The sequence below is a fragment of the Geobacillus sp. PK12 genome (assembly GCF_004123125.1).
Lineage (GTDB): Bacteria > Bacillota > Bacilli > Bacillales > Anoxybacillaceae > Geobacillus > Geobacillus zalihae.
The window spans coordinates 1-24,360 of record NZ_SDKL01000048.1; the positions used below are offsets into that span (position 1 = coordinate 1).

Sequence of the window (24,360 nt, forward strand, 5' to 3'; positions counted from 1 at the left end):
CCTGATGCAACCCCAAGTCAAGGAAGGAGGACGAAGTCCGCTCGTACTTCTGGGGAGTTGCAAGCCCCCACTTCAAGTGTTAGCGAAGTGGGGGTAGTTGACGCTAATCGGACATGGAGAGAAAAGGATTTGTTTTCTTTCCAAGATGTTTATAACTGGAATGAGAAGGCTGACGCGGTGATGTTTAAGTCTCCGGTGATCCGAATCTCCATCCGACCGTGATGAAGCGAGATGGAACGTTTGCAACCGTTCCTCGATTGTAAATATGGATGTGAGGAACCGTCGTTGCCCTTGATGGTGCGGCGGTCATTTTTATTTCGCGCCGCCCGCGCTTATGGTATAGTGAAGATAGCTGGAAATCGAACGAATTGGTGATCGTGATGATTTACATCGGACTGACTGGTTGGGGGGATCATGACAGCTTGTACCCGCCAGGTCTTGCGGCAAAAGACAAGCTGCTGGAATACGCGGCTCATTTTCCGACAGTCGAGGTCGATTCGTACTTTTACGCTATTCAGCCGCGTTCGAACGTGGAAAAGTGGATTCGCGAGACGCCACCGTCGTTTCAGTTTATTGTGAAGGCGTACCAAGGGATGACTGGGCATGAGCGCGGCCCGATTCCGTATGAAAGCAAGGAAGCGATGTTTGCCGCGTTTTTGGACTCGATCGCGCCGTTTCAGGAAGCGGGGAAGCTGGCGATGGTGCTGTTTCAGTTTCCGCCGTGGTTTGACTGCCGGCGCGAGCATGTGGAGTACTTGCGCTGGGTGAAAGCGCGGATGGGGGAGGTGCCGGCGGCGCTCGAATTTCGGCACCAATCGTGGTTTTCGCCGCGCTTTTATGACAAAACGCTTCGCTTTATGGAAGAGGAAGGGTGGATTCACGCGATTTGCGACGAGCCGCAGGCGGGGGAAGGGTCGGTGCCGACGGTGTTGCATCCGACCGACCGGGAAAAGACGCTCATCCGCCTGCACGGACGGAATGTCCACGGCTGGAACAAGGCGACGGCCGGCGAGAACTGGCGGGCGGTCCGCTACTTGTATCGATACAACGAGCGCGAGCTGCGCGAGTGGGCGCGCCATATCGAGGCATTAAAGCAAAAAACGAAACAAATTTACGTGCTGTTTAACAACAACTCCGGCGGCGATGCCGCCGACAACGCCAAACAATTGATCGATTTGCTTGGCATTGAGTACACGGGCCTTGCGCCGCGGCAGCTTGGTTTGTTTTGAAGCGAGAAAGAGGGGGATGGAGGATGGCGTATGCGTTGCTTGTCTTGATCGGCTTTATCGCGGGGACGGTGGGCAGCTTGGCCGGCCTTGGCGGCGGGGTGATCATCGTGCCGGCGCTTCTGTTTTTCGGCGCGCTCGGCTGGCTGTCGGCGGTGACGCCGCAAGTGGCGGTCGGCACGTCGCTTGTCGTCATTATTTTCAACGGCTTATCGTCCACATTGTCGTATATGAAAGACAAAATGGTCGACTATCCAAGCGGTTTGCTGTTTTGCATCGGCAGCGTTCCCGGGGCGGTCATCGGCGCTTGGGTGAACAATACGCTGAGCGCCGCTCATTTTTCATTGTATTTTGGGCTGTTTTTAATCGCCATGTCGGTTTTTTTGTCGCTGAGTCAAAAGAAAACGAAGCGTTCGGCTGACGAGACGGCGGCGACGAAAGAAAACGGGGCCGAACGAACGGCGGCGGAGCAGGCGCGGCCGGCGCCATGGTGGCGACGGCGTGTTGTGCGAACGTACACGGACCGAAACGGTGAGGTATTCACATACGGCTATCAGCCGCTCATGGCGGTCGCCATCGCGTTTGTCGTCGGCTTTTTCGGCGGGCTGTTTGGCATTGGCGGCGGCTCGCTCATGGTGCCGGCGATGATCGTGCTGTTTCGCTTTCCGCCCCATGTGGCGGTCGCCACGTCGATGTTGATGATTTTTTTGTCCTCGCTCGTCGGCTCTCTCACCCATGTCGCGATGGGAAACGTGCAATGGTCGTTTGCCCTGGCCCTCATTCCTGGGGTGTGGATCGGGGCGAAAACCGGAGCGTGGATCAATAAGCGGATGCCAAGCCGGACGCTTGTCGTCGTGCTGCGGCTAGTGCTTGTGCTGCTCGGGGCCCGGCTTGTATGGGGAAGTTTGGCGTAATGGAAGGAGGGGCGCGCGTTTTGAAGCAAACTATTTATATTTACCATACGAACGACGTGCACAGCCATTTTGAACATTGGCCGCAAATCGCCCGCTTTTTGTCAGAACGGAGAAGGGAGCATCGCGCGCGCAACGAGGCGATGCTTTTGTTTGATGTCGGCGATTTTCTCGATCGCGTGCACCCGATTACCGAGGCGACGCGGGGGAAGGCGAATGTGGACTTGTTGAACGATCTTGGCTATGATGCGGTGACGATCGGCAACAACGAAGGGATCACCCTTGATCATGATGAACTGGATACGTTGTACGAACAGGCTCGGTTTCCGGTCGTGGTCGCCAATTTGTTCCGCCGCAACGGCGAGCGGCCGCATTGGGCGCTTCCGTATGTCGTTATCCCGGCGACAGAGACGTTCCGCATCGGCGTAGTCGGTGCCACCGCCCCGTTTTCCCATTTTTACGAGTTGCTTGGCTGGAAAATTGCCCCACCGTTTGATTTGTTGGCCGCAGCGGTGGAGGAAGTGAAACGAAAAGCTGATTGTGTCGTTGTCTTATCCCATCTTGGGGTGAATGAAGATGAAAAAATCGCTGCGACGATTCCGGGCGTGGATATTGTGTTGGGCGCTCATACCCACCATGTGTTTCCAGAAGGCAAGGAAGTAAACGGTGCGCTTCTTTGCGCGGCTGGGAAATACGGACAATATGTCGGCGTCGTTAAGCTGGAAGTGGAAGGGCGACGTCTTGGGCGGGCGTCTGCGAAGGTGGTGGATGCTGGTGTGATGCCGTTTTCCGAAGAAGTGGCGTGCCGCCTTCGCTCCCTTGAACAGAAAAGTTTGGCGCGGCTTGAAGCGGAACAAGTCGCTGTGCTCCATGATGACTTGCCGCTTGACTGGTTCGCTCCGTCGCCGCTTGCCCGTTTGCTTGCGTCTGCGCTGCGCGAATGGTGCCAGGCGGACATCGGGATGGTGAACGCCGGGGTGCTGCTTGAACCGCTTGCGAGAGGACCGGTGACGAAAAAAGATTTGCATCGCATTTGCCCGCATCCGCTCAACCCGTGCAAGGTGAAGCTGCGCGGCGCGGAGCTCAAAGAGATTATCCTTGAGGCCAACACGGAACGGATGAAGCATTGGCAGTTTAAAGGGTTTGGCTTCCGCGGCGAAGTGATGGGGGAAATGGTGTACGACGGCGTGGACATCGAGGCAGGGCTCGAGGAGGACGGCCAATGGCATATCCGCCGCATTATGATCAACGGCGAGCCGCTCAATCCCGAGCGCACGTATGAGGTGGCGACGACCGATATGTTTGCGATCGGCCACTTTTATCCGCAAATTCAGCGGGCGGCGGAAAAAACGTATTACATGCCGGAGTTTTTGCGCGATCTTCTCGCTTGGAAATTGGCCCAATAGGCAGGCACTTCTTTTTCCATGCTTCATACATTGGAGTATGGAAAGGAGAGTGACTGCGGCGATGGTCGAAGTGAAGCCGATCATCATTGACGGGCATCCGTTTATTGCTGTGTCCGTCCAGCTGCCGAAAACGAATTTGTTGGCGGTGGCGGGTGAAAAAGGGTACATTATGTGCGGGGCGCTCGATGTGGCGCTGTTGAATGAGAAATTGCGCGACCGCGGCATTATCGCCGGGCGGGCGGTCGGGGTGCGCACGATTGAACAGCTGCTTGAGGCGCCGCTGGAATCGGTGACAGTCGCCGCTTTGGAGCTCGGCATTGAAGAGGGAATGAAAGGAAGAGAGGCGCTGTTGAAAATGCGGTGAAAAAATCCCTCCTTGCAAGCATACATATAGCTTGTAAAGGAGGGATTTCATTTTGCTGCGCCCCCGATTTGTGCGGAGAGGGCCGCTTCCGTTCCGCTACGTGTTTTTATTGACATTCGTTTTTTTTATGTTTTCCACAGCGGCCGGGCTTTGGATCGTGAATAAAGGCATTGAGCCGGTGCTGATGGAAATTGCTGAAACGGAAACGAAACGGATCGCCAATTTGATTATCAATAACGCTCTTGAGAAACAATTTGAAGAAGAAAATCCGAAATTCCAGGAGCTCGTGACTGTCCAGCAAGACAACAGCGGGAGAATCGTGTCCGTCGATTTTAACGCCGAGGCGATCAACCGCATTTTGGAAGAAATAGATGACCATGTGATGGCGAGTTTAAAGGCGGCGACAGAAGGACGGATCGAACGGATGGTGCTGCCTGAGGTCGAATCCGGCCAAGGAGACAGCCGTGGGATCATTTACTATATCCCGCTCGGCCAAGTGACGAACAACGTGCTGCTCGCCAATCTCGGCCCGCGCGTTCCAGTGCAGTTTCAGATCGTTGGCAATGTCGATTCGGAAGTGACGAAAGAAATTCGAGCGTATGATATTAACAGTTTTTTTATTGAAATTGATATTCATGTATCGGTCGACATCCAAGTCGTCATTCCTTTTGCATCGAAAATTTCCAATGTGACAACAGATATTCCAGTTGTGATGCGCTTTATTCCGGGAGAAGTGCCGCAATTTTACAACAAAAACGGCGGTCAAGTCGGCCCGTCCATCCAGCTTCCGAATCGGTAGTGGGAAAGGCTGTCAATGCGCGCCTCTAAAAGGCCGGCGACTGTCATCTTCCTAAATCGATCGTTCTCGTTCGACTTTCGAAGGATCGAACAACCGCCTGCTTCACAGACCCATATATGGGTCTTTAAGCGGCGTTGTTCGGTCACCCGACAGTCGACCAAATACTCGGTAAAAGCTGCAAATGGTAAAGCTTCAAATTGCATCTATATAGTTCCGTTAGGTTGACGGATGCCCGCGTCAGCCGTTGGGAATGGTTTTGACAGAAACATGGAAACGTTATGCAAAAAAAGTGTTCTTCCCGGCGAAGGGGCTTTGGCTGTTTCTCTGGCGTTTGTCAAGAGGAAACAGCTTTTTTTGTTTTTCAAATAGAAAACAACTAGACGAGTTGGTTCGAATTTTGTAATATTATATTAAATTGAAAATAGTTTTATTATTTACATAGCAGTTTGAAAGGGGGAATGAACGGCCGGCATCGGAAGGCATGCATCAGTTTGCGGCGCCATCCGGCGCGGCGGACGAGCGCACAAGGCAGACGGGCTCTGTCGATATAGTATGCAGAGAAAGGTGTGCGCTCTGGTGACAGAACATTTTGAACAATGGGGGGAACAAGAAATGAAGAAAAAAAGAACAGCAGGTGTCTTTTTCTCATTGATGCTGACGGCAGGTCTTTTGGCCGGCTGCGGCGGCAACCAACAAAGCGGCAGTTCTTCAGGCGGAAACGGTGGCGGAGGAGGCGGCGATGTCATTAAAATCGGCGCCAACCTTGAGCTCTCCGGCGGGGTCGCTTCGTATGGACAGTCGATCGCCGAAGGAGTAGAGCTGGCGTTTGAGGAAATCAACAAAGAAGGAATCAACGGCAAAAAGTTGGAGTTGGTGAAAGTCGACAACAAATCGGAAGCGGCCGAAGCGACAAACGGCGCCATCAAGCTGATCAGTCAAGATAAAGTCGCTGCCATTATCGGGTCGGCGACGAGCACGAACACGCTCGCTCAAGTGCAAATTGCCAATGACAATAAAGTTCCGATTATTACACCGTCTGGGACGAGCGAAACGGTGACCGTCAAAGATGGCAAAGTGAACGAGTTCGTCTTCCGGACGTGCTTTATCGACCCGTTCCAGGGAACGGTGGCGGCCAAATTTGCGCTGAACGACTTGAAAGTAAAAAAGGCGGCTGTTTTGATCGACAGCGCGAGCGATTACTCGAAAGGGCTGGCGGCGTCATTTAAAGAAACATTTACAGCCGGCGGCGGCCAAATTGTTGCCGAAGAAGCGTATGTGGCGAAAGACACCGACTTCCGCGCCACGCTGACGAGCATTAAATCGGCCAATCCGGAATTTTTATTCTTGCCGGGCTACTATGAAGAAGTCGGTTTGATCGTCAAACAAGCGCGCGAGCTTGGGTTGAACGTCCCGATCATGGGCGGCGACGGCTGGGATTCGCCAAAACTGATTGAGCTTGCCGGCAAAGACGCGTTGAACAATACGTACATTACGAACCATTATTCGTCGGGCGACCCGGACCCGAAAATTCAAGAATTTGTCAAAGCGTTCCAAGCGAAATACAATAAAGCGCCGGACGCCTTTAACGCCCTTGGCTACGATACGGCATACTTCTTGGCGGATGCCATCAAACGGGCTGGCAGCGCCGATCCGGTGAAAATTAAAGACGCGCTGGCGCAAACGAAAGATTTGCAGCTTGTCACGGGAACATTTACGGTCGATCAAAACCACAATCCTGTCAAATCGGCCATTATTTTGGAATACAAAGACGGGCAGCAGCAATTTAAAACAAAAGTGAATCCGTAATAAAAGGCTGGATGGATGCGTGGACAGGGGAGGCCCCTAAGGGGCGCCCTCCCATCCGGCATTTCTTTTGGCCAACGACGAGTTTTCGTTAAGGAGCGTGCAATCATGGAACTCATTCAACAGCTGGTCAACGGCATTTCGCTAGGCAGCATTTATGCGCTCATCGCGCTTGGCTATACGATGGTGTATGGCATCGTCCGGCTCATTAACTTCGCCCATGGCGACGTCTTTATGATTGGTTCATTCGTCGGTTTTTACGCTGTGACGATGCTCGGCGTCGGTTTTTTCCCAGCGCTGTTGTTGGCGATGGCCGCCTGCGCCGTGCTCGGGGTAGTCATTGAGCGGATTGCGTACAAGCCGCTGCGCAACGCGACGCGCATTGCTGTGCTCATTACAGCGATCGGCGTATCGCTCTTGATTGAGTACGTCACGATTTATTTGCGCGGGGCGCAGCCGGAAGCGTATCCGAGCACGTTGCTGTCAGATCGGAACTTGGAGCTGTTTGGCGTTGTCATCAGCAGCCAGTCGCTGTTCATCCTCGGCACGTCCCTCGTTTTGATGGTCCTTCTTCAGTTCATCGTTCACCGGACAAAAATCGGGAAAGCGATGCGCGCCGTCTCTCATGATGCGGAAGCGGCCCGGTTAATGGGGATTAATGTCGACAATACGATTTCGGCCACGTTCGCCATCGGTTCGGCGCTTGCGGGGGCGGCAGGCGTTATTTTCGGCATTTATTATACAAAAATCGAGCCATTGATGGGCATTCTTCCCGGATTAAAAGCGTTTGTCGCCGCCGTGTTGGGCGGAATCGGCATCATTCCGGGAGCGATGGTCGGGGGGCTTTTGCTTGGCGTCATCGAATCGCTCGTCAGCGGGCTCGGCTACTCGCTTTGGCGCGACGGAGTGGCGTTTGTCATTTTAATTCTCATCCTCATTTTCCGGCCGGCCGGATTGTTTGGCAAGAACGTACGAGAAAAAGTGTAAAGGATGGTAGGGAACAATGGCAACTTGGAAGCGGACGCGTGGATTTTGGGTTTCCGTCATACTGGCCTTCTCCTTTTTCGTTGTTGTCGAGTGGCTGATTGCAAGCGGAACGTTAAACATCTTTTATGTGAATACCCTCTTTTTTATGGCGATTAATGTCATTTTGGCCGTCAGCCTGCATTTAATTATCGGGATCACCGGACAATTTTCCATTGGCCATGCCGGTTTTTTCGCCGTTGGCGCCTATGCCTCCGCGATTATGACGATGAAGCTGCAGCTGCCGTTTGCGGCCGGCGTTTTGGCTGCCGGGGTGGCGGCGGCGCTCGCCGGCCTCATCATCGGCGTGCCGAGCTTGCGTTTAAAAGGCGATTATTTGGCGATCGCCACGCTCGGCTTTGGCGAAATTGTCCGCATCGCGCTCTTGAACATCGATTACGTCGGCGGGGCGAGCGGCATGACGGTGACGCATATGACGACATGGCCGTGGGTGTTCGCCTGCCTGTTTGCCACCATTTTGGTGATCGCCAACTTCACGAACTCGACGCACGGACGGGCGTGCATCTCGATCCGCGAAGATGAAATCGCCGCCGATGCCATGGGGATCAACACGACGTATTACAAAGTGGCGGCGTTTGTGATCGGTTCGTTTTTCGCCGGCATCGCCGGAGCGCTGTATGCGCACCACTTTTACATCATTCAGCCATCGAACTTTGGCTTCCTGAAATCGTTCGACATTTTGATTTTCGTCGTCCTCGGTGGGCTCGGCAGCCTATCCGGCGCGGTGGTGGCCGCGGTGTTGCTGACGATCGTTTCGACGTTCTTGCAAAACTATCCGGAAACGCGGATGATCATTTACAGCATCGTCTTGATTTTGGTGATGCTGTACCGTCCAACCGGGTTGATGGGGACGAAAGAACTATCTTCGCTCTTCAAATGGCGGAAGGCAGCGCAGGGAGGAATGAATCATGGCGGCAAAAACACCGTTGCTTAAAGCAGAAAACGTCGGCATCCAGTTTGGCGGGCTGAAGGCGCTCTCCGGTGTGACGATGGAGCTATATCAAGGGGAGCTTGTCGGGCTCATCGGCCCGAACGGCGCGGGGAAAACGACGCTGTTTAACTTGTTGACGGGCGTGTATGTGCCGACTGACGGGCGGATTATGCTTGACGGCGAGACGTTGAACGGACTGCCGCCGTATAAAATTACGCGCAAAGGGATCAGCCGGACGTTTCAAAACATTCGCCTGTTCGGCGAGCTGTCGGTGCTCGACAATGTGAAAGTCGCCTACCATGCGCATGCCCGCCATTCGATCGCGAGCTCCATTCTCCGCCTCCCGTCCCATTTCCGCGGGGAAAAGGAAATGGAAGAAAAGGCGATCGAGTTTTTGAACATTTTTCAGCTTGACGGCGTCATGCACGAGAAAGCGAAAAACTTGCCGTACGGCCAGCAGCGCCGGCTTGAGATCGCCCGGGCGCTGGCGGCGCAGCCAAAAGTGCTTTTGCTTGACGAGCCGGCCGCCGGCATGAACCCGCAAGAAACGAAAGAATTGATGAAGTTGATTGCGTTCATTCGCGAACGGTTTGCGTTGACGATTTTGTTGATTGAGCATGACATGTCGCTTGTGATGGGCATATGCGAGCGCATTTACGTGTTGGATCACGGCCAGCTGATCGCCGAAGGCACGCCGGAACAAGTGCGCAGCAACCCGAAAGTGATCGAGGCTTACCTTGGCGAGGAGGTGTCGTGACCATGTTGAAAGTGGATGGAATCGATGTGTTTTACGGCAACATTCATGCCTTAAAAGGCGTATCGCTTGAGGTGAACAAAGGCGAGATCGTCACGCTGATCGGCGCAAACGGCGCCGGCAAAACGACGCTTCTGAAAACCATTTCCGGGCTGCTTAGGCCGAAAAACGGCGACATCGTGTATGAGGGAGCCTCGATCGCCGGCAAGGCGGCGCAGACGATCGTCAAGCAAGGCATTTCCCACGTGCCGGAAGGGCGGCGCGTGTTCGCCAATATGACGGTCGAGGAAAACTTGGAGCTCGGCGCGTTTTTGCGCAAAGACAAAGAAGGCATTCAACAAGACTTTGCCAAAGTCTTTCAGCTGTTCCCGCGCCTTGAGGAGCGGCGCAAGCAGCTGGCCGGCACGCTTTCGGGCGGCGAGCAGCAAATGCTCGCCATCGGCCGCGCGCTCATGGCGCGCCCGAAGCTGCTCTTGCTTGACGAACCGTCGATGGGGCTCGCGCCGCTTTTGGTCAAAACGATTTTCCGCATCATTCAGGAAATCAACGAGTCGGGGACGACGATTTTGCTTGTCGAACAAAACGCCCATATGGCGCTCTCCATCGCCCATCGCGCCTATGTCCTTGAATCGGGGCGCGTCGTCTTGTCGGGAACGGCGAGCGAGCTGCAGGCGAGCGAGCAGGTGAAGCAGGCGTATTTGGGCGGGCATTGAGAAGCGATAGGCGGAAGAACGTCAGCGGAAAGCCGTTTCGGACGGTTGTGCCGCCGTGGAAAAAAGGCTGATTCCAACTTGGAGATCAGCCTTTTTCCGTCATTGCCGTTTCGGCCGGCGAACGCCGGCTGGGATGGACGGACGGGAAACATCGGCGTCCGGGACGTCTCTGCTCTTGAAAAAACATGCCGCTTATTTGGGCGGCTGGCGTTGGCGGAGAGACCCCCGTCGCGCCAGCCCCCGCGCGGCTAGCGGCGCCGTTGTTGCCGCTCGGCCCGCTCCCATGCTTTTAGGTGCGGGTACGGGTCAAACGCCCATTCGGTATAGCCGTTGTCTTTGTACATGCCGTAGTGAAGATGGGGCGGAAATTTCCCCGCCGTGCCGGGCGGACCGTAGCCAGAGCTGCCGACTGAACCGATGATCGTCCCCGGCTCGACGATTTGCCCCTCGCGAAGATCGGCGGCGAAGCCGTTCAAATGGGCAAAGTAATGGTACGTGTTGTTGATGTCGCGGATGCCGATGCGCCAGCCGCCGTATTTGTTCCACCCTTTCAGCTCGACGATGCCATAGCACGTCGAGCGCACCGGAACGCCGTAGCCGGCGAAAATGTCGGTTCCTTCATGAATGCGCCGCCCGCCCCAGCCGCGCGCATCCCCCCATGTATCGCGGTAGCTGTAATTGGCCTCTAGCGGAAGCGGAAACACGTGGTTGTCCAATTTCAACGTCTGATACTTTTTATAAATTCTCGCCTTTCCTAAAATCAAGTCGACGGTTTTGGCGCGTTGGTAATAGTTCCAAAGCGCGATTTTGATATGGCGGTGATCGATGCCGTACGTCTGCAAATAGCGGGCCATGGCCATGATCACATCGTCATCGTCATCCGCCCGCGCATAGCCGTCGCCGTCTCCGTCCACGCCGAGGCCTCCAAACTGGGAGATGGTGAACGGGTCTGTATCATGCGGGTTTTTGTTCAGCGGCCCGGCCCATATTTCCGGCTTCATATAAATGCCGAGAACGCCGGTCGGTTTGGGCAAGTCGCGGCGCACTTGCCGGACGTTTCGCTCATACTGGTCAATGGCCGCAAAGTAATACCACGGGATCAAGGAAACGGCCTCGGCCTTTTTGTACAGCTCCATTCGCTTTTCATACACCGCTTCTTCCTGTTCCGCCGCCGAAGCCGCGCCGGCGGCGATCCACAGCATCGCTGCCGCCGATATGGCGGCAAGCCATCGATGCACGCGTATTCCCCCTTTCCGCCCGTTTCATATGTTTAGTTTGGGGAGAAACGGGAATTTCATAAATGTTAAAAGGAGGAAAATCGTCTGATGGACGATTTTTTTGTGTTTTCCTGCGCTTTTCATTATAATGAGAAATGAACAATCATCGACAAGTGGAGTGAGAACGATGGCGACGAAAGAAGAACACGTCCGCAAGCCGGACTGGTTGAAAATCAAGTTGAACACGAACGAGAATTATATCGGTTTAAAGAAGCTGATGCGGGAAAACCGTTTACATACCGTTTGCGAGGAAGCGAAGTGCCCAAACATTCACGAATGCTGGGCCGTACGGCGGACGGCGACGTTTATGATTTTAGGCAGCGTCTGCACGCGCGCCTGCCGCTTTTGCGCCGTCAAAACCGGGCTGCCGACCGAGCTCGATTGGCAGGAGCCGGAACGCGTCGCGGAATCGGTGCGCATCATGAACTTGAAACACGTCGTCGTCACCGCCGTCGCCCGCGATGACCTAAAAGACGGCGGGGCGGCGGTATTCGCCGAAACAGTGCGCGCCATCCGCCGGAAAAACCCGTTTACGACGATCGAGGTGCTGCCGTCGGATATGGGCGGGGTGTATGAAAACTTGAAAATTTTGATGGATGCCCGCCCTGACATTTTAAACCATAACATCGAAACGGTGCGCCGCTTGACTCCAAGGGTGCGCGCCCGCGCGACGTACGAACGTTCGCTTGAGTTTTTGCGGCGCGCGAAAGAATTGCAGCCGGACATTCCGACGAAATCGAGCATCATGGTCGGCCTTGGGGAAACGAAAGAGGAAATCATGGAAGCGATGGATGACTTGCGCGCCAACCATGTCGACATTTTGACGATCGGCCAGTATTTGCAGCCGACGAAAAAACATTTGAAGGTCGTAAAATATTACCATCCGGATGAGTTTCAAGAGCTGAAAGAAATCGCGTTGAGCAAAGGGTTCAGCCATTGTGAAGCGGGGCCGCTCGTCCGCTCGTCGTACCATGCCGATGAGCAGGTGAGCGAGGCGGCGAAAGCGCGGCAGTTGAAAGCGTAACATCCAACGAACGGCGCGAAAGCAAGCGTTGTTTCAGCGGCTGAAAGCATCATCCCGGCCGGATGAACGCGAAGAAACGGTCATGCCTTTCATCAAGAAGGCAGACCGTTTCTTTTCCCTAGCGCCCCGCTTTCGTCGCCCGCGGCGTGCCGTCGCGGAAATCGCGGTCTAATTCATCGTTTGTTTCGTTGATCATTTCGCCGTTTTCATTTTCCCCGTCGCTCAGTTTTTTCCCTTGCGGATATTTCAACATCCGCTGAATCGTCGCATCGAGAATTTGGTCGATGTTGCGCGTGTTCGAATCAAGGCGCCCGAAGCGCTCAATGTCCTTCATCAGCTGCGGATTGTCGGCGACATACACATGGTAGTAGCGTGGAACGACGGAAAGCGCTGTTTTTTTCACTTGATCGGCCGTTTGCTGCCGATTGTTCGTGTCCGCGTCATACACGACGAGCACTTCCTCATCCGTGACGAGCGTGGCGACGTCTTTGACGCCCGGTAGCTGGGTGCACAATTTGCTGATTAAATCAGCCGCTTTCTCGCGGTTGAAGGACGGCATGTCGTTATAGCCGTTTGCATCGCCGAGGATCGGGCTTTTTTGATGGCGGACGTAGCCGAAGTTGTTCATCGGCGTGTCATCGCCGTTGGGCACCCCGTTTTCATTGTACAGCTCGTTGCGGTCGGTGACATTGATCGTGTTGCCGCTCCGCTTGTAAATATCGGTGTTGTCGTCCTCGGCCGTCTGTGCGCAGCCGGCTAGGGCGACGGCCGTTCCGAACATAACGGCCAACCATGGTCGTCTCATCGTCAGCACCCCCTTCGCTTTTAGGGTGGCACACGGATGATGGTTTGATGACAGTAATTGATTGGGGGCGATGCATCGTTTATGATGGAAGTGGAAAGGCGAGGTGAGAACAGTGATTTGCATTAACAATCATTGTTACGAACTGGTGGAAAATGTGAAAAACGCCTTTAATGAAGAAGCCTTTCGCGCCCGATATGCGGACATTTTGGCGAAGTACGACTACATTGTCGGGGATTGGGGATACAACCAGCTCCGGTTGCGCGGGTTTTTTGACGACCATAACCAAAAAGCGACGTACGATACGAAAATCAGCACGCTGTCCGAATATTTGTATGAATATTGCAACTTCGGCTGCGCGTATTTTGTGCTGCGCAAGGTGAAACGGTAAGCACGGCAGCCGCCCGCTTGCCGCGAGCGGCTGCCTCGTCATTCGCCTTCGTTGTACGGAAACTGTTCACTCTGATGCGGATCGTCGTGCGGCGGGTGGGCGGCTGGGTCGCGCCTTGGAATGTTTTGGTGGAACGATTTAAACTCGTAGTTGAAGGCGCTGTAATGCCGCTGGCCTTCCTTCCAAGGCGTGCTTTTGTTTTCGACCGGCGCGTCGTCGCGGCGCGGCGAGCCGTACGGCCCTTCTGGGAACTCTTCGGCGGTCAAGAAATTGCGCTGTTTCTCGACGATGGAAAAATCGGCGTATGTTTCCCGTTCCGCCATTCGTCTCACCTTCCTTCGTTCGTGGGCTGTTTCATAAGATGCCCGAAACCGAGGAAGGTTATGAGAGATACTCCTCCAAAAAGGCGCGCAAATCGTTGGCATCTTGTTCATGAAGCTGGTAAGCGTGCTCGATATAGCCTGGCTCCTCCAAATCGTCGCGCCCGAGAATGGCAAAGCGGTTGCTTTGCAAATCGAGCACGAGCCACTTCCCGTAAAAACGATCCGTTTCGATGAGCGCCAAATCAAACCGCTGCCGCTCGCCGACAAAACTGACGAAGCGGACGGCCGCTTCGACGGTGTCGTCGTATAAATAAAACCGTTCGCCCATCATTTGAGCCCCTCCTGTTTTTTCGTCTATGTCCATCATAGCAGACAGGCGGCGAAAACGGGAGACAGAAAATCGCACAAAGGAACGAGGAGGGATGACGGATGTATTTTGTCGATCGCAAAAAACTGGAAGAAACACTCAGCTACATGGAACAAATGCTGGACCGTTACAAGGCCGAGAAGCGATGGGACGAGCCGCTTCGGCAATTGGCGCTCGAACGGATCGCTCATATCGTCATCGAGGCGGTGTTGGACGTCGGCAACGCCATGATCGATGGGTTTATTATGCGCGACCCAGGCAGCTACAACGACATCATCGACATTTTGGCTGACGAACAGGTGATCTCGCCGGCGGATGCTGACCGATTGAAAGCGTTCATTGCCCATCGGAAAATGCTTGTGCACGAATATGCGCGCGTCGATCACGCGAAATTGCTCGCCGATCTGAACGAACATTTGCCGGCGCTGGAGGCGTATCCGAAGGCGGTGCGCGCTTACCTTGAAAACGAGCTCGGCCCGGTGTCGGCGTTTCGCAATTGATGGCGGGAAAGGAGAGCGGATGCATTGAAACGATACAACGGCTACCTCATCGATTTGGACGGGACGATGTACCGCGGCACCGAATGCATCACTGAGGCGCGTACGTTTGTCAACGAGCTGCACCGCCGCGGCATTCCGTATTTGTTTGTCACGAACAATTCGTCGCGCACACCGGCGCAAGTGGCGGAAAAATTGCGTTCGTTCGGCGTGCCGGCGGAGGAGAAGCATGTGTTTACGACAAGCCAGGCGACGGCGAATTACATTTTTGAAAAGAAACCGGATGCTTCCGTGTATGTGATCGGTGAAGAAGGGCTCCAAACCGCCTTGGCGGACAAAGGATTCCGTTTGGCCGGCGAAGATGCGGATGTCGTCGTCATCGGGATTGACCGGCAAATTACATACGAAAAGTTCGCTGTCGCTTGTCTCGCTGTCCGAAATGGAGCGATGTTCATCTCAACCAACGGCGACATCGCTTTGCCGACGGAGCGGGGGCTTTTGCCGGGCAACGGGGCGCTGACGTCGGTCGTCGCCGTATCGACGCAGGTGAAGCCGACATTTATCGGCAAGCCGGAAAAAATCATTATGGAGCAGGCGCTCAAAGTGCTCGGCGTCCCGAAGGAGGACGTGCTGATGATCGGCGACTATTATGAAACCGACATTTTAGCCGGCATGAACGCTGGCATCGATACGCTTTTAGTCCATACGGGCGTTACGACAAAAGAAATGCTCGCCCGCTACGAACGGATGCCGACGTATACGGCCGATTCGCTTTTGGAATGGCTTGACCGCTTGTAAACAACGCCGCTTTGCCTTTTTTGGCAAAGCGGCGTTTCATGTTGCTTGGCGCGGATGGAGGGCGCGCATGGGCGGCGCCGGCGTTACTCCGCATTGGCGGCCCGATGCGCCAGGCGGCTTGACGCCGCCGCGGCGATGGCCCCGACAATGTCGTCCAAAAACGTGTTGCATTTTCCGGTCGATTTATCATTTAAATATTGCAAAATGCCCGGTTTTTGCTTATCGATATATCCGTAGTTCGTAAACCCGATCGATCCGTACACATTGACGATTGACAGCGCCAAAATTTCGTCGACGCCATACAGCCCTTCATCGCGGCGGATGATCGACTGCAGCGGTTCATCGAGCCGACCGTCTTCGGCGAGTTTATCCAATTGGATGCCGGTTAGAATCGCATTTTGCACTTCGCGTTTCGAAATGACGCGGTTGACGTTTTCGATGCACTCCTCCATCGTTAAATCGGGATGATATTTTGATTGCAAGTAATAAACGAGCTCCGCAATTTTTTCCACGGTCACCCCCCGTTCCTCAAGCCAGCGCCGAGCCGTTTGTTCCAGATTGTTCATAATGAATTCGCTCATGAACTTCACCTGTTTCTTTTAGAAAGTCGTTTTCTATATATATGTATCATGTCATAAATCAGTCCGTCATATAAAGAAAAATGCTCATCGGCTTTTTTGGCGCCCGCTGTCATATATAAAAAGTATCCCTCTTTTTCCGCGGCCATGCGCTGGCTGATCAGCATAGGCGCGTGAATGGGGCCGTTTCATGCTGGAGCGGAGGCGGAATCGGCTCATCGATGGGGCGGCGATGAGATGAAGGTGTGGAACGAGCGGAATGACTGGTTTCGGCAAAAAGGAAAAAGGAGGCGCGGCGATGGAAGAATGGGTGCGTGAACAGTATGGCATGCGCGTCGAGAGGTTGGAGCGAAGCGGACGGCATGCGGCCTTTTGGCATCGGCAGGAGCGTTTTTTGCTCGTTCCCGCCGATGGGCAAAGCGAAGCGGAAATGGAAGAGCGCCAGCAAATGAGCCGCTATTTGCGGGCAAAAGGAGTGGACGGCGTCGGAGAACTGGTCAAAACGACGTCCGGAACGTATATCGCTTCCTATAATGGACAGCCGTTGGCGCTCGTTCGCGCTCCGCTTCCGGCGGCTCGCTTTCGTTCGCTCGGAAGGGAATTGGCGGTGATGCATGAATGCGGGAGAACATGTCCATGGCCGATCGTCGCCTGCCGGCGCATCGGCCAATGGCGGGAGCTGTGGGCGAAGCGGATCGATCAAATGGAGGCGTTTTGGTCGAGCAAGCTCGCTTCCGGGCCGTCGTCGCTGTTTGATCGTCTGTTTATCGAATCGTTCCCGTATTATTTAGGCTTGGCGGAAAACGCGGTGCAATACGTGGCGGACACGGAGATTGACGAAGAACCAGGGCGCATCGATTACGCGGCATTTTGCCATGAGCGTCTCCCCGAGGCGAAGTGGGTTGGGGGGGGAGAAGCGAAGCTGCCGACCGACTGGGTGTATGACCATTGCGCCCGCGATTTGGCGGAATGGGTGCGCCATTTGTACGAAAAGAGCGGACTTGGCTGTCAGCGGGCGGTGCGGCAGTTTTTTCAAGAGTATGAACATGCGGCGCCGCTGTCGCCGTTTGCGTGGCGGCTTGTTTACGCCAGGTTGTTGTTTCCGCTTTCCTATTTTGAATGTGTCGAGGCATATTATATCGCTGTGGATGAGAGCGAACGGACAAGGCGGGAGGGGGAGTTGCGGCGCTTGCTCGATCGATCGCACGAGTACGAGCGGTTTTTGGCTTCGTTTGCCAAGATCGCCGGCATCTCGAACCGCATCCGCCTGCCGGCGGTCGAGTGGCTGCCGCCGGCGTAACGCAGGGAAGACAGCCTCCCGCTTTTTTTGGCCCAAACGAAAAAACGACCGCTTCCCTGCCGTTACACCCTAAGGACAACTTCCCGTTTTTTTTCGGCCAAAGTTGTGATAAGATTTAGAAAAAACGATGCAGGAGGCTGCACCATGACGAAGCCGTATGTATTCATTACGCGAAAATTGCCCGAGGACGTGGTCGCGCCGCTTTTGGCCATCGCTGAAGTCGAGATGTGGCCCCATGAAGATATGGCCGTGCCGCGCGATGTGCTCGTGGAAAAGGCGAAACGGGCGACGGCCATCTTGCCGATGGTGTCTGATCCGATCGATGAAGACGTCTTGTCCGCCGGTTCGGTGCTCCGAGTCGTCGCCAATATGGGCGTCGGCTACGATAACATTGATGTAGCGGCGGCGACCCATCGCGGCATTCTCGTTTGCAATACACCCGATGTATTGACCGATACGACGGCCGATTTGACGTTTGCGCTTTTATTGGCCACCGCCCGCCGCCTCGTGGAAGCGGCTGAATTTTTGAAGGAAGGAAAATGGAAAAGCTGGAGCCCGTTTTTGCTTGCGGGCGCCGATGTCCATCATAAAACGATTGGCATCGTCGGCATGGGCAACATCGGGCAGGCCGTGGCGAAACGGGCGAAGGGGTTTGACATGAACGTGCTGTATCACAACCGCTCCCGCCGTCCGGAGGCGGAAGAGAAGCTGGGCGCCGTCTACCGCCCGTTTGCCGACTTGCTGGCGGAGAGCGATTTTGTCGTCTGCTTGACGCCGCTCACCTCCGAGACGCGCCATTTGTTCAACCGCGAGGCGTTCCGGCAAATGAAGAAGTCCGCGATTTTCATTAACGCGGCGCGCGGAGCGGTCGTCGATGAACAGGCGCTGTATGAGGCGCTAGTCGTCGGGGAGATCGCCGCGGCGGGATTGGATGTGTTTGAACACGAGCCGGTCGCGGCCGATCATCCGCTCGTTTCGCTTCCGAACGTCGTCGCCTTGCCGCATATCGGCAGCGCCACGTACGAAACGCGGCGCGCCATGATGACGTTGGCGCGCGACAACATCATCGCCGTGCTCGAAGGACGGCCGCCGTTGACGCCGGTAAACCGGATCTCGTAAAAATTTTCATTGCCAAATGGCCGATCGTCTTTTATAATGTCTACTATAAAAATACAAATGTCTACTGTGCGTAAACAGAAGGGGCGGGAATCATGGAAAAACCAATTTTGGTCGGATTGTTAGGATTAGGAACGGTCGGGAGCGGCGTAGTCAAAATTATTGAAAACCATCAGGAAAAGTTGATGCATCAGGTTGGCTGCCCGGTGAAGGTGAAAAAAATCCTTGTCCGGGATGTACAGAAACCGCGTGATGTCGCCGTTGACCCGTCGCTCCTTACGACGAGTGCGGCTGAGGTGATTGACGATCCGGACATTGATGTCATCATCGAAGTGATGGGCGGCATTGAGGAGACAAAAGAGTGGCTGTTGCGGGCGCTGCGCCAAGGGAAGCATGTCGTGACCGCCAATAAAGACTTAATGGCCGTCTACGGGTCGGAGCTGCTTCGGGCGGCGGCGGAATACCGCTGCGATTTGTTTTATGAAGCGAGCGTCGCCGGCGGCATTCCGATTTTGCGCAGCTTGGTCGACGGCTTGGCGTCGGACCGGATTACGAAGCTCATGGGCATTGTGAACGGGACGACGAACTACATTTTGACGAAAATGTCGCAAAACGGCGCTTCCTATGAGGACGTGCTCGCCGAAGCGCAGGCGCTCGGGTTTGCGGAAGCCGATCCGACGTCAGACGTCGAAGGGCTGGATGCGGCGCGGAAAATGGCGATTTTGGCCCGCCTGGGCTTTTCAATGGACATCGACTTGGACGATGTGCAAGTGAAAGGCATCACCCAAGTGACGGAGGAAGACTTGAACTACGGGAAGCGGCTCGGCTACACGATGAAATTGATCGGCATCGCCCAGCGCGACGGGCAGAAGGTCGAGGTGAGCGTCCAGCCGACGTTTTTGCCGGATTCGCATCCGTTGGCGTCCGTGCACAACGAATACAATGCGGTGTACGTATACGGCGAAGCGGTCGGAGAGACGATGTTTTACGGGCCGGGGGCCGGGAGCTTGCCGACGGCCACGGCGGTTGTCTCCGACTTGGTCGCGGTGATGAAAAATATGCGCCTTGGCGTCAACGGCCGCTATGCCGTCGCGCCGCAATATGAAAAGCAGTTGAAGACTCCGGCGGAAATTTTCTCGAAATACTTTTTGCGCATTCACGTCAAAGACCAGGTCGGCGCGTTTGCCAAAATTACGACGCTGTTTTCCGAGCGCGGGGTGAGCTTTGAGAAAATTTTGCAATTGCCGCTGAAAGAGGATGGCCTAGCGGAAATCGTCATCGTCACGCATGACGCCTCGCAGCAAGACTACGAAGACATTTTGCAGCAGCTCGGCGATTTGGAAATTGTCGAACGGGTGCAAAGCTCGTATCGAGTGGAAGGAGAGAAACGGTAATGGCATGGAAAGGGCTGCTTGACGCCTACGGCGATTTTTTGCCGCTCTCTGCGGCGACGCCGAGGCTGTCGCTTTGCGAAGGGAATACGCCGCTCATCCCGCTGCCGCGCTTGTCGGAGGAGCTCGGCATTGCGCTCTATGTCAAGGTCGAAGGGGCGAATCCGACCGGTTCGTTTAAAGACCGCGGCATGGTGATGGCGGTGGCCAAGGCGAAAGAGGAAGGAAGCCATACGATCATCTGCGCCTCAACCGGCAATACATCGGCTTCAGCGGCCGCCTATGCGGCGCGCGCCGGCATGCGCTGCCTCGTCGTCGTTCCGAACGGCAAGATCGCTCTCGGCAAGTTGGCGCAAGCCGCCATGTATGGCGCGGAAATTTTTGCGATTGACGGCAACTTTGACGAGGCGCTGAAGATGGTGCGCCGGTTGAGCGAAACGGCGCCGATTACGCTCGTCAACTCGGTCAATCCGTACCGGATCGAAGGGCAAAAAACGGCGGCGTTTGAAGTGTGCGACCAGCTTGGGCGCGCCCCGGACGTGCTCGCCATTCCAGTCGGCAACGCCGGCAACATCACCGCCTATTGGAAAGGGTTTAAGGAGTACCATGAAGCGAAAGGAACGGGCCTGCCGCAAATGCGCGGCTTTGAAGCGGAAGGAGCGGCGGCGATCGTCCGCAACCGGGTGATTGAACAGCCGGAGACGGTGGCGACCGCGATCCGCATCGGCAATCCGGCGAGCTGGGACAAAGCGGTCGAGGCGGCGAGCGAGTCGCGCGGGAAAATTGATGAGGTGAGCGACGCAGAAATTTTGGCCGCCTACAAGCGGCTCGCCCGGACGGAAGGCGTTTTTGCCGAACCGGCGTCATGCGCGGCGATCGCCGGGGTGATCAAGCAGCGCGAACGGAACGAAATCGAACGCGGCAGCCTCGTCGTCGCGGTTCTCACTGGCAACGGATTGAAAGACCCGGCCATCGCCTTGGAGACCGCGGCGATCGAACCGATCGTGCTGCCGAACGATGAACAAGTTGTCTTGGAGCATTTGCAAGGGGTTGTCCGGGCATGAAAGAAGACGAGATGTTGAAGATCGTCGTTCCGGGAAGCACGGCGAACCTAGGTCCAGGATTTGACTCGATTGGGCTCGCGGTCAATCGCTATTTGACGCTTGATGTCCGCTTGGCGGATGCGTGGTCGTTTGCGCCAAAGACAGCGGAAGTGAGCGGTATTCCGCGCGGGACGGACAATTTGGTGTACCAAGTGGCGGCGGAGACGGCGGACGTTTACGGCCGCCGGCTGCCAAGCTGTGCGGTCGATGTGTACAGCGACATTCCGTTTACGCGCGGGCTCGGGAGCAGCGCGGCGGCGGTCGTCGCCGGCATTGAGCTCGCCGACGCGCTGCTTGGGCTTCAGTTGCCGCGCGAGCAAAAGATGGAGTTGGCGACTCGATACGAAGGACATCCGGACAATGTCGGCGCCTCGTTGTACGGGGGGCTTGTCATCGGCTGCTGCCGCGAGGCGGGCGTGGATGTCGTCCATATTCCCGAATTGGATGTAGAGCTTGTCGCCATTATTCCCGAGTATGAACTGGAAACGAAAAAAGCGCGCGGGCAGCTGCCGGAACAATGGACGAGAGAGAGGGCGGTCGAGGCGAGCGCCGTCAGCAACGTTCTCGTCGCCGCGTTGCTCACGAAAAACTGGAAGCTTGCCGGCCGGATGATGGCCGCCGATCTGTTCCATCAGCCGTATCGGAGACAGCTCGTTCCGGAACTCGAGCGGGCCGAGGCGCTCGCTCTTGAATACGGAGCGATCGGTGCAGCGCTGAGCGGAGCGGGGCCGACGGTGCTCGTCTTTGCCGAACCGGGCCAAGGAGAGCGGCTCGCGCGCCGGCTGCGCCCGCATTTTCCGACGTGCGACATCGCGCGTCTTTCCGTCGAGCCGCGCGGCAGCTGCGTCTACAAGCTGGCGCTTGAAGCTTGAACCTTCTTGGGCGCCGGCGCGAACAGAAGTCCGTTCAGCGGCCTGGCCGTTTCGCCGCCGCGCTTGGGAGCGGGCGAACGATATGACGGTTTTCCTTGCACAATTGGAAGGAAACGAAAACGGAGAAGCGCCCGATCAGGCGGGTTGTGGCTGCCCATCAAAAGCCTCCCCGTCGGCTCGCCGCCCCGCTGGCGATAAAAAAATCCGAACAGCGGCCGCTGTTCGGATTTTTCATATTAAAACACTTGTTCCACTTCGACGACGCCCGGCACTTCTTCAAACAAGGCGCGCTCAATTCCGGCTTTGAGCGTAATCGTCGAGCTCGGGCAGCTGCCGCACGCGCCGAGGAGGCGAAGTTTCACGACGCCGTCTTCGACATCGACGAGTTCGCAGTCGCCGCCGTCGCGAAGCAGGAACGGACGCAGTTTATCCAACACTTCTTGCACTTGTTCTTTGATTTCTTGATCCGTCATTTCCATCGACTCCTTTCCTTAGTTTTTATTATAATCATAGTGACAAAAAAAATCTAATGATAAATTTTGCTTTTGCAAAGGGTGACAACGATGACATTCAAGCCGGTTGAAATTTGTGTGTACGGGGCCGACGTCATTTGCCCGGCATGCGTGCAGCTGCCGTCGTCGAAAGAAACGTACGAGTGGCTCGAGGCCGCGCTGCGCCGCAAGTATCCGGATCAGCCGTTTGTGATGACGTACGTCGACATTTTTGCGCCGCCGGCCGATGACGAGGAGAAGCGGGAGCTCGCGCAGACGATCGTCGAAGAAGATTGGGTGTATCCGGTCGTGGTGATCGAAGGAAACGTCGTCGCCGAAGGCAACCCGCGGCTCAAAGCGATTTGTGCAGAAATGGAAAAATTCGGGTATCAACCGTCGACGCCGGAAGGGAAAAAGGCGGAATGAACTCCGCCTTTTTCGCCGAATAAGGGCCAGTTGTGCTGTCAGTACCCATGGTGATGCTTGTACATCCACAAAATGCCTGATTTCAACAAACGCGGCACCCGGCCGGTGAGCGGGCGGTCGGCGAGCAAGCCGAAGCCGTGCTTTTTGCCGAGCGAGCCGAGAATGCCTTTTAATTTGATCGGCGGGAATTCGCTCGGTGGTTCTTCGCCGTTCCACCGCTTTTGCAGCACTTGGACGATTTGCTCGGCTTGCGCTTCAGCGAGCTGGGCGCTCGGGGAATGCGGCAGGCTCGCACAGTCGCCGACGACGTAGGCGTTTTCATAGCCGGGGATGTGATGGCGCTTCGTCAGCACCACGCGGCCTTGCTTGTCCTTTTCGACATTCAGTTCGCGGACGACGCGGTTGGGCTGAATGCCGGCCGTCCAGACGATGACGTCGCACTTGACCGGCTCGTCGTGGTTGTACAAGACGCCAGGTTCGACTTTCGTGACGTTGGAGTTGCGGACGATTTCCACCTTGTGTTCAACGAACCATCCTTCCACATAATCGCTCAACCGTTTCGGAAACATCGGCAAAATGCGCTCACCGCGGTCAAACAGCTTGATGTGCAAGTCCGGACGGCTCTCCGCCAGTTCGCTGGCCAGCTCGACGCCGCTCAATCCCGCGCCGACGATGCCGACCGTCGCTTTCGGCGGCAAATTGTTCAGCGCTTCATAGGCGGCGCGCGCCTTATCGATCGACTGGATGCTGTACGTATGCGCCTCGGCGCCCGGCACCCCGTGGTATTTGTCTTCGCAGCCCAATCCGATCACGACATCATCGTAGCGGACGCTGCTCCCATCCTTTAAATGGACGAGCTGCTGGTCGAGATCAATCGAGACGACTTCGCCGAATTGGTACACAAGCTGCGGATGTTCCGGAAACGGGACGCGGATGTGATGGTCGCTGACCGTTCCCGCGGCCAAGGCGTAATATTCCGTTTTTAAACAATGGTACGGAACGCGGTCGATGAGGATAATATGAATGTCGTTTGGCAATTCGTCCGGGAGGAGGCGCTGCAAAATGCGCATATTGCCGTATCCTCCGCCAAGCAATACAAGTTGTCTCATCGTGAAAAATCCCCTTTTGTCGAGTTTCTAAAGCCGACAATGCCATAGAAAAGTATAACGAAATTGTGACAAAAGAACAATCATTTTTCCGCTTCCTCGATCGAACGAGCATGTTCATTGACGCCGCGCCGGAAAACCGCTACGATGGGAAGCAGGAAGGTGAACATGCGCATGATGTTGCCAATCATCGAATTTTGCATCAGCAACTTAGCCAGCGGGTCGTACAAAGCAATGGAAATGTTGGAAAAGGATCCGAACTTGGACATCATTGAATACAGTTGCTTAAGCTATTGCACACGCTGCGCGGAAACGCTGTTTGCGCTCGTCAACGGCGAGTTTGTCAGCGGCGAAACGCCTGAGCAGCTCGTGGAAAATATTTATCGGCATCTCGAGGAAAACCCAATGTTTTAACGAAAAAAGGAGGATGTCCGCGATGCGGCATCCTCTTCAATGTATAATGAAAAAACGGGGGATATTCCCATTGTGCCCAGGAGATGCCGCCATTATACATGCGAAGCGCAAAAAATGTTCAGGAGGGAGTCAT

Annotated in this window: 30 protein-coding genes and 1 pseudogene; 24 read left to right on the forward strand and 7 right to left on the reverse strand. The window is 55.4% G+C overall.

Going from position 1 to position 24,360, the window contains the following annotated elements; genetic code table 11:
• The 12 genes and pseudogenes from ETR37_RS19405 to ETR37_RS14400 form a co-directional block, all read left to right on the forward strand.
• Positions 1–222: pseudogene (locus tag ETR37_RS19405) on the forward strand (hypothetical protein); the annotation flags it as partial.
• A gap of 158 nt (positions 223–380) precedes the next feature.
• A complete protein-coding gene (locus ETR37_RS14345; protein ID WP_031205997.1) occupies positions 381–1,229 on the forward strand; it encodes a DUF72 domain-containing protein in 849 nt (282 codons plus the stop codon).
• Positions 1,230–1,252: 23 nt separating this feature from the next.
• Positions 1,253–2,140, forward strand: a complete 888-nt coding sequence (locus tag ETR37_RS14350; protein WP_081132913.1) for a sulfite exporter TauE/SafE family protein — start codon at positions 1,253–1,255, stop codon at positions 2,138–2,140.
• Positions 2,141–2,160: 20 nt separating this feature from the next.
• The gene (locus tag ETR37_RS14355; protein WP_129447442.1) at positions 2,161–3,543 is read left to right on the forward strand and encodes a bifunctional metallophosphatase/5'-nucleotidase; all 1,383 of its coding nucleotides are present in this window, start codon (positions 2,161–2,163) and stop codon (positions 3,541–3,543) included.
• Between the two features lie 61 nt (positions 3,544–3,604).
• Positions 3,605–3,907, forward strand: coding sequence for a YunC family protein (locus ETR37_RS14360; RefSeq protein ID WP_011232452.1), 303 nt, complete (start codon positions 3,605–3,607; stop codon positions 3,905–3,907).
• 52 nt (positions 3,908–3,959) lie between these two features.
• Entirely contained in the window at positions 3,960–4,706 is a 747-nt protein-coding gene (yunB, locus tag ETR37_RS14365) for a sporulation protein YunB (RefSeq protein ID WP_129447443.1), read from the forward strand.
• A gap of 612 nt (positions 4,707–5,318) precedes the next feature.
• Positions 5,319–6,512, forward strand: a complete 1,194-nt coding sequence (locus ETR37_RS14375) for an ABC transporter substrate-binding protein (RefSeq protein WP_020753766.1) — start codon at positions 5,319–5,321, stop codon at positions 6,510–6,512.
• A gap of 105 nt (positions 6,513–6,617) precedes the next feature.
• Positions 6,618–7,496 (forward strand): branched-chain amino acid ABC transporter permease, encoded by an 879-nt coding sequence (locus ETR37_RS14380; protein WP_060788234.1) that lies wholly within the window; start codon positions 6,618–6,620, stop codon positions 7,494–7,496.
• 16 nt (positions 7,497–7,512) lie between these two features.
• Positions 7,513–8,487, forward strand: coding sequence for a branched-chain amino acid ABC transporter permease (locus ETR37_RS14385; protein WP_020753764.1), 975 nt, complete (start codon positions 7,513–7,515; stop codon positions 8,485–8,487).
• Positions 8,462–9,241: an ABC transporter ATP-binding protein gene (locus ETR37_RS14390; RefSeq protein WP_011232447.1), complete on the forward strand. Its 780-nt coding sequence runs from the start codon at positions 8,462–8,464 to the stop codon at positions 9,239–9,241. Before ETR37_RS14385 ends, ETR37_RS14390 begins: the two co-directional genes overlap by 26 nt.
• Before the next feature lie 2 nt (positions 9,242–9,243).
• Positions 9,244–9,951, forward strand: a complete 708-nt coding sequence (locus ETR37_RS14395) for an ABC transporter ATP-binding protein (RefSeq protein ID WP_011232446.1) — start codon at positions 9,244–9,246, stop codon at positions 9,949–9,951.
• Positions 9,952–10,029: 78 nt separating this feature from the next.
• The gene (locus ETR37_RS14400; protein ID WP_223810851.1) at positions 10,030–10,203 is read left to right on the forward strand and encodes a hypothetical protein; all 174 of its coding nucleotides are present in this window, start codon (positions 10,030–10,032) and stop codon (positions 10,201–10,203) included.
• On the opposite strand, the gene ETR37_RS14405 is transcribed toward ETR37_RS14400, so the two are convergent.
• The gene (locus ETR37_RS14405; protein WP_081132914.1) at positions 10,200–11,189 is read right to left on the reverse strand and encodes a M23 family metallopeptidase; all 990 of its coding nucleotides are present in this window, start codon (positions 11,187–11,189) and stop codon (positions 10,200–10,202) included. The genes ETR37_RS14400 and ETR37_RS14405 overlap by 4 nt on opposite strands.
• A 166-nt stretch (positions 11,190–11,355) precedes the next feature.
• Here ETR37_RS14405 and lipA point away from each other — a divergent pair, with 166 nt between their 5' ends.
• Positions 11,356–12,252, forward strand: coding sequence for a lipoyl synthase (gene lipA, locus ETR37_RS14410; protein ID WP_015375731.1), 897 nt, complete (start codon positions 11,356–11,358; stop codon positions 12,250–12,252).
• Between the two features lie 118 nt (positions 12,253–12,370).
• Here lipA and ETR37_RS14415 read toward each other — a convergent pair whose 3' ends face one another.
• Positions 12,371–13,057, reverse strand: coding sequence for a YhcN/YlaJ family sporulation lipoprotein (locus ETR37_RS14415; RefSeq protein WP_033004697.1), 687 nt, complete (start codon positions 13,055–13,057; stop codon positions 12,371–12,373).
• A 112-nt stretch (positions 13,058–13,169) separates the two neighbouring features.
• Here ETR37_RS14415 and ETR37_RS14420 point away from each other — a divergent pair, with 112 nt between their 5' ends.
• Complete coding sequence (locus ETR37_RS14420; RefSeq protein ID WP_013144326.1) at positions 13,170–13,445, forward strand: YutD family protein; 276 nt, start codon at positions 13,170–13,172, stop codon at positions 13,443–13,445.
• A gap of 38 nt (positions 13,446–13,483) precedes the next feature.
• On the opposite strand, the gene ETR37_RS14425 is transcribed toward ETR37_RS14420, so the two are convergent.
• Both ETR37_RS14425 and ETR37_RS14430 read right to left on the reverse strand, forming a co-directional pair.
• A complete protein-coding gene (locus tag ETR37_RS14425; protein ID WP_047758248.1) occupies positions 13,484–13,768 on the reverse strand; it encodes a hypothetical protein in 285 nt (94 codons plus the stop codon).
• A gap of 58 nt (positions 13,769–13,826) precedes the next feature.
• Positions 13,827–14,099: a DUF3055 domain-containing protein gene (locus ETR37_RS14430; protein ID WP_011232440.1), complete on the reverse strand. Its 273-nt coding sequence runs from the start codon at positions 14,097–14,099 to the stop codon at positions 13,827–13,829.
• A gap of 98 nt (positions 14,100–14,197) precedes the next feature.
• On the opposite strand from ETR37_RS14430, the gene hepT reads away from it, so the two are divergent.
• Positions 14,198–14,635 carry a type VII toxin-antitoxin system HepT family RNase toxin gene (hepT, locus tag ETR37_RS14435; protein ID WP_047758247.1) on the forward strand — a complete coding sequence of 146 codons (438 nt, stop codon included), beginning with the start codon at positions 14,198–14,200 and terminating at the stop codon, positions 14,633–14,635.
• A 24-nt stretch (positions 14,636–14,659) separates the two neighbouring features.
• On the forward strand, positions 14,660–15,430 hold the full coding sequence (locus tag ETR37_RS14440; RefSeq protein WP_020753752.1) for a TIGR01457 family HAD-type hydrolase: 771 nt from the start codon (positions 14,660–14,662) through the stop codon (positions 15,428–15,430).
• Positions 15,431–15,513: 83 nt separating this feature from the next.
• Here the strand turns inward: ETR37_RS14440 and ETR37_RS14445 are convergent, their stop codons facing one another.
• A complete protein-coding gene (locus ETR37_RS14445) occupies positions 15,514–16,011 on the reverse strand; it encodes a phosphatidylglycerophosphatase A family protein (RefSeq protein ID WP_011232437.1) in 498 nt (165 codons plus the stop codon).
• Between the two features lie 174 nt (positions 16,012–16,185).
• Here ETR37_RS14445 and ETR37_RS19200 point away from each other — a divergent pair, with 174 nt between their 5' ends.
• From ETR37_RS19200 to thrB, 6 genes are all read left to right on the forward strand, one after another.
• Entirely contained in the window at positions 16,186–16,326 is a 141-nt protein-coding gene (locus tag ETR37_RS19200) for a hypothetical protein (protein ID WP_020753748.1), read from the forward strand.
• Positions 16,307–17,308: a spore coat putative kinase YutH gene (gene yutH, locus ETR37_RS14450; RefSeq protein ID WP_020753747.1), complete on the forward strand. Its 1,002-nt coding sequence runs from the start codon at positions 16,307–16,309 to the stop codon at positions 17,306–17,308. Before ETR37_RS19200 ends, yutH begins: the two co-directional genes overlap by 20 nt.
• 144 nt (positions 17,309–17,452) lie before the next feature.
• Positions 17,453–18,427 (forward strand): 2-hydroxyacid dehydrogenase, encoded by a 975-nt coding sequence (locus ETR37_RS14455; protein WP_129447445.1) that lies wholly within the window; start codon positions 17,453–17,455, stop codon positions 18,425–18,427.
• Positions 18,428–18,519: 92 nt separating this feature from the next.
• Positions 18,520–19,818 (forward strand): homoserine dehydrogenase, encoded by a 1,299-nt coding sequence (locus ETR37_RS14460; RefSeq protein ID WP_060788232.1) that lies wholly within the window; start codon positions 18,520–18,522, stop codon positions 19,816–19,818.
• Positions 19,818–20,879, forward strand: a complete 1,062-nt coding sequence (gene thrC, locus ETR37_RS14465; protein ID WP_021321785.1) for a threonine synthase — start codon at positions 19,818–19,820, stop codon at positions 20,877–20,879. The genes ETR37_RS14460 and thrC overlap by 1 nt, the downstream gene beginning before the upstream one ends.
• Positions 20,876–21,790, forward strand: coding sequence for a homoserine kinase (gene thrB / locus ETR37_RS14470; RefSeq protein WP_020753743.1), 915 nt, complete (start codon positions 20,876–20,878; stop codon positions 21,788–21,790). The genes thrC and thrB overlap by 4 nt, the downstream gene beginning before the upstream one ends.
• 236 nt (positions 21,791–22,026) lie before the next feature.
• Here the strand turns inward: thrB and ETR37_RS14475 are convergent, their stop codons facing one another.
• Positions 22,027–22,269 (reverse strand): NifU family protein, encoded by a 243-nt coding sequence (locus tag ETR37_RS14475; RefSeq protein WP_011232431.1) that lies wholly within the window; start codon positions 22,267–22,269, stop codon positions 22,027–22,029.
• A gap of 84 nt (positions 22,270–22,353) precedes the next feature.
• On the opposite strand from ETR37_RS14475, the gene ETR37_RS14480 reads away from it, so the two are divergent.
• Positions 22,354–22,707: a YuzD family protein gene (locus ETR37_RS14480; RefSeq protein WP_011232430.1), complete on the forward strand. Its 354-nt coding sequence runs from the start codon at positions 22,354–22,356 to the stop codon at positions 22,705–22,707.
• Between the two features lie 38 nt (positions 22,708–22,745).
• Here ETR37_RS14480 and ETR37_RS14485 read toward each other — a convergent pair whose 3' ends face one another.
• Positions 22,746–23,816 (reverse strand): NAD(P)/FAD-dependent oxidoreductase, encoded by a 1,071-nt coding sequence (locus ETR37_RS14485; RefSeq protein WP_011232429.1) that lies wholly within the window; start codon positions 23,814–23,816, stop codon positions 22,746–22,748.
• Positions 23,817–23,987: 171 nt separating this feature from the next.
• Here ETR37_RS14485 and ETR37_RS14490 point away from each other — a divergent pair, with 171 nt between their 5' ends.
• Positions 23,988–24,227 (forward strand): YuzB family protein, encoded by a 240-nt coding sequence (locus ETR37_RS14490; RefSeq protein ID WP_011232428.1) that lies wholly within the window; start codon positions 23,988–23,990, stop codon positions 24,225–24,227.
• Positions 24,228–24,360 lie beyond the last annotated feature (133 nt).

Coding starts and splice junctions, on each gene's coding strand:
- ETR37_RS14345 (WP_031205997.1), top strand. CDS start 381: ATGATTTACATCGGACTGACTGGTTGGGGGGATCATGACAGCTTGTAC.
- ETR37_RS14350 (WP_081132913.1), top strand. CDS start 1,253: ATGGCGTATGCGTTGCTTGTCTTGATCGGCTTTATCGCGGGGACGGTG.
- ETR37_RS14360 (WP_011232452.1), top strand. CDS start 3,605: ATGGTCGAAGTGAAGCCGATCATCATTGACGGGCATCCGTTTATTGCT.
- ETR37_RS14375 (WP_020753766.1), top strand. CDS start 5,319: ATGAAGAAAAAAAGAACAGCAGGTGTCTTTTTCTCATTGATGCTGACG.
- ETR37_RS14380 (WP_060788234.1), top strand. CDS start 6,618: ATGGAACTCATTCAACAGCTGGTCAACGGCATTTCGCTAGGCAGCATT.
- ETR37_RS14385 (WP_020753764.1), top strand. CDS start 7,513: ATGGCAACTTGGAAGCGGACGCGTGGATTTTGGGTTTCCGTCATACTG.
- ETR37_RS14390 (WP_011232447.1), top strand. CDS start 8,462: ATGGCGGCAAAAACACCGTTGCTTAAAGCAGAAAACGTCGGCATCCAG.
- ETR37_RS14395 (WP_011232446.1), top strand. CDS start 9,244: ATGTTGAAAGTGGATGGAATCGATGTGTTTTACGGCAACATTCATGCC.
- lipA (WP_015375731.1), top strand. CDS start 11,356: ATGGCGACGAAAGAAGAACACGTCCGCAAGCCGGACTGGTTGAAAATC.
- ETR37_RS14415 (WP_033004697.1), bottom strand. CDS start 13,057: ATGAGACGACCATGGTTGGCCGTTATGTTCGGAACGGCCGTCGCCCTA.
- ETR37_RS14425 (WP_047758248.1), bottom strand. CDS start 13,768: ATGGCGGAACGGGAAACATACGCCGATTTTTCCATCGTCGAGAAACAG.
- ETR37_RS14430 (WP_011232440.1), bottom strand. CDS start 14,099: ATGATGGGCGAACGGTTTTATTTATACGACGACACCGTCGAAGCGGCC.
- hepT (WP_047758247.1), top strand. CDS start 14,198: ATGTATTTTGTCGATCGCAAAAAACTGGAAGAAACACTCAGCTACATG.
- ETR37_RS14445 (WP_011232437.1), bottom strand. CDS start 16,011: ATGAGCGAATTCATTATGAACAATCTGGAACAAACGGCTCGGCGCTGG.
- ETR37_RS19200 (WP_020753748.1), top strand. CDS start 16,186: ATGGGGCCGTTTCATGCTGGAGCGGAGGCGGAATCGGCTCATCGATGG.
- yutH (WP_020753747.1), top strand. CDS start 16,307: ATGGAAGAATGGGTGCGTGAACAGTATGGCATGCGCGTCGAGAGGTTG.
- ETR37_RS14455 (WP_129447445.1), top strand. CDS start 17,453: ATGACGAAGCCGTATGTATTCATTACGCGAAAATTGCCCGAGGACGTG.
- ETR37_RS14460 (WP_060788232.1), top strand. CDS start 18,520: ATGGAAAAACCAATTTTGGTCGGATTGTTAGGATTAGGAACGGTCGGG.
- thrC (WP_021321785.1), top strand. CDS start 19,818: ATGGCATGGAAAGGGCTGCTTGACGCCTACGGCGATTTTTTGCCGCTC.
- thrB (WP_020753743.1), top strand. CDS start 20,876: ATGAAAGAAGACGAGATGTTGAAGATCGTCGTTCCGGGAAGCACGGCG.
- ETR37_RS14475 (WP_011232431.1), bottom strand. CDS start 22,269: ATGGAAATGACGGATCAAGAAATCAAAGAACAAGTGCAAGAAGTGTTG.
- ETR37_RS14480 (WP_011232430.1), top strand. CDS start 22,354: ATGACATTCAAGCCGGTTGAAATTTGTGTGTACGGGGCCGACGTCATT.
- ETR37_RS14485 (WP_011232429.1), bottom strand. CDS start 23,816: ATGAGACAACTTGTATTGCTTGGCGGAGGATACGGCAATATGCGCATT.
- ETR37_RS14490 (WP_011232428.1), top strand. CDS start 23,988: ATGATGTTGCCAATCATCGAATTTTGCATCAGCAACTTAGCCAGCGGG.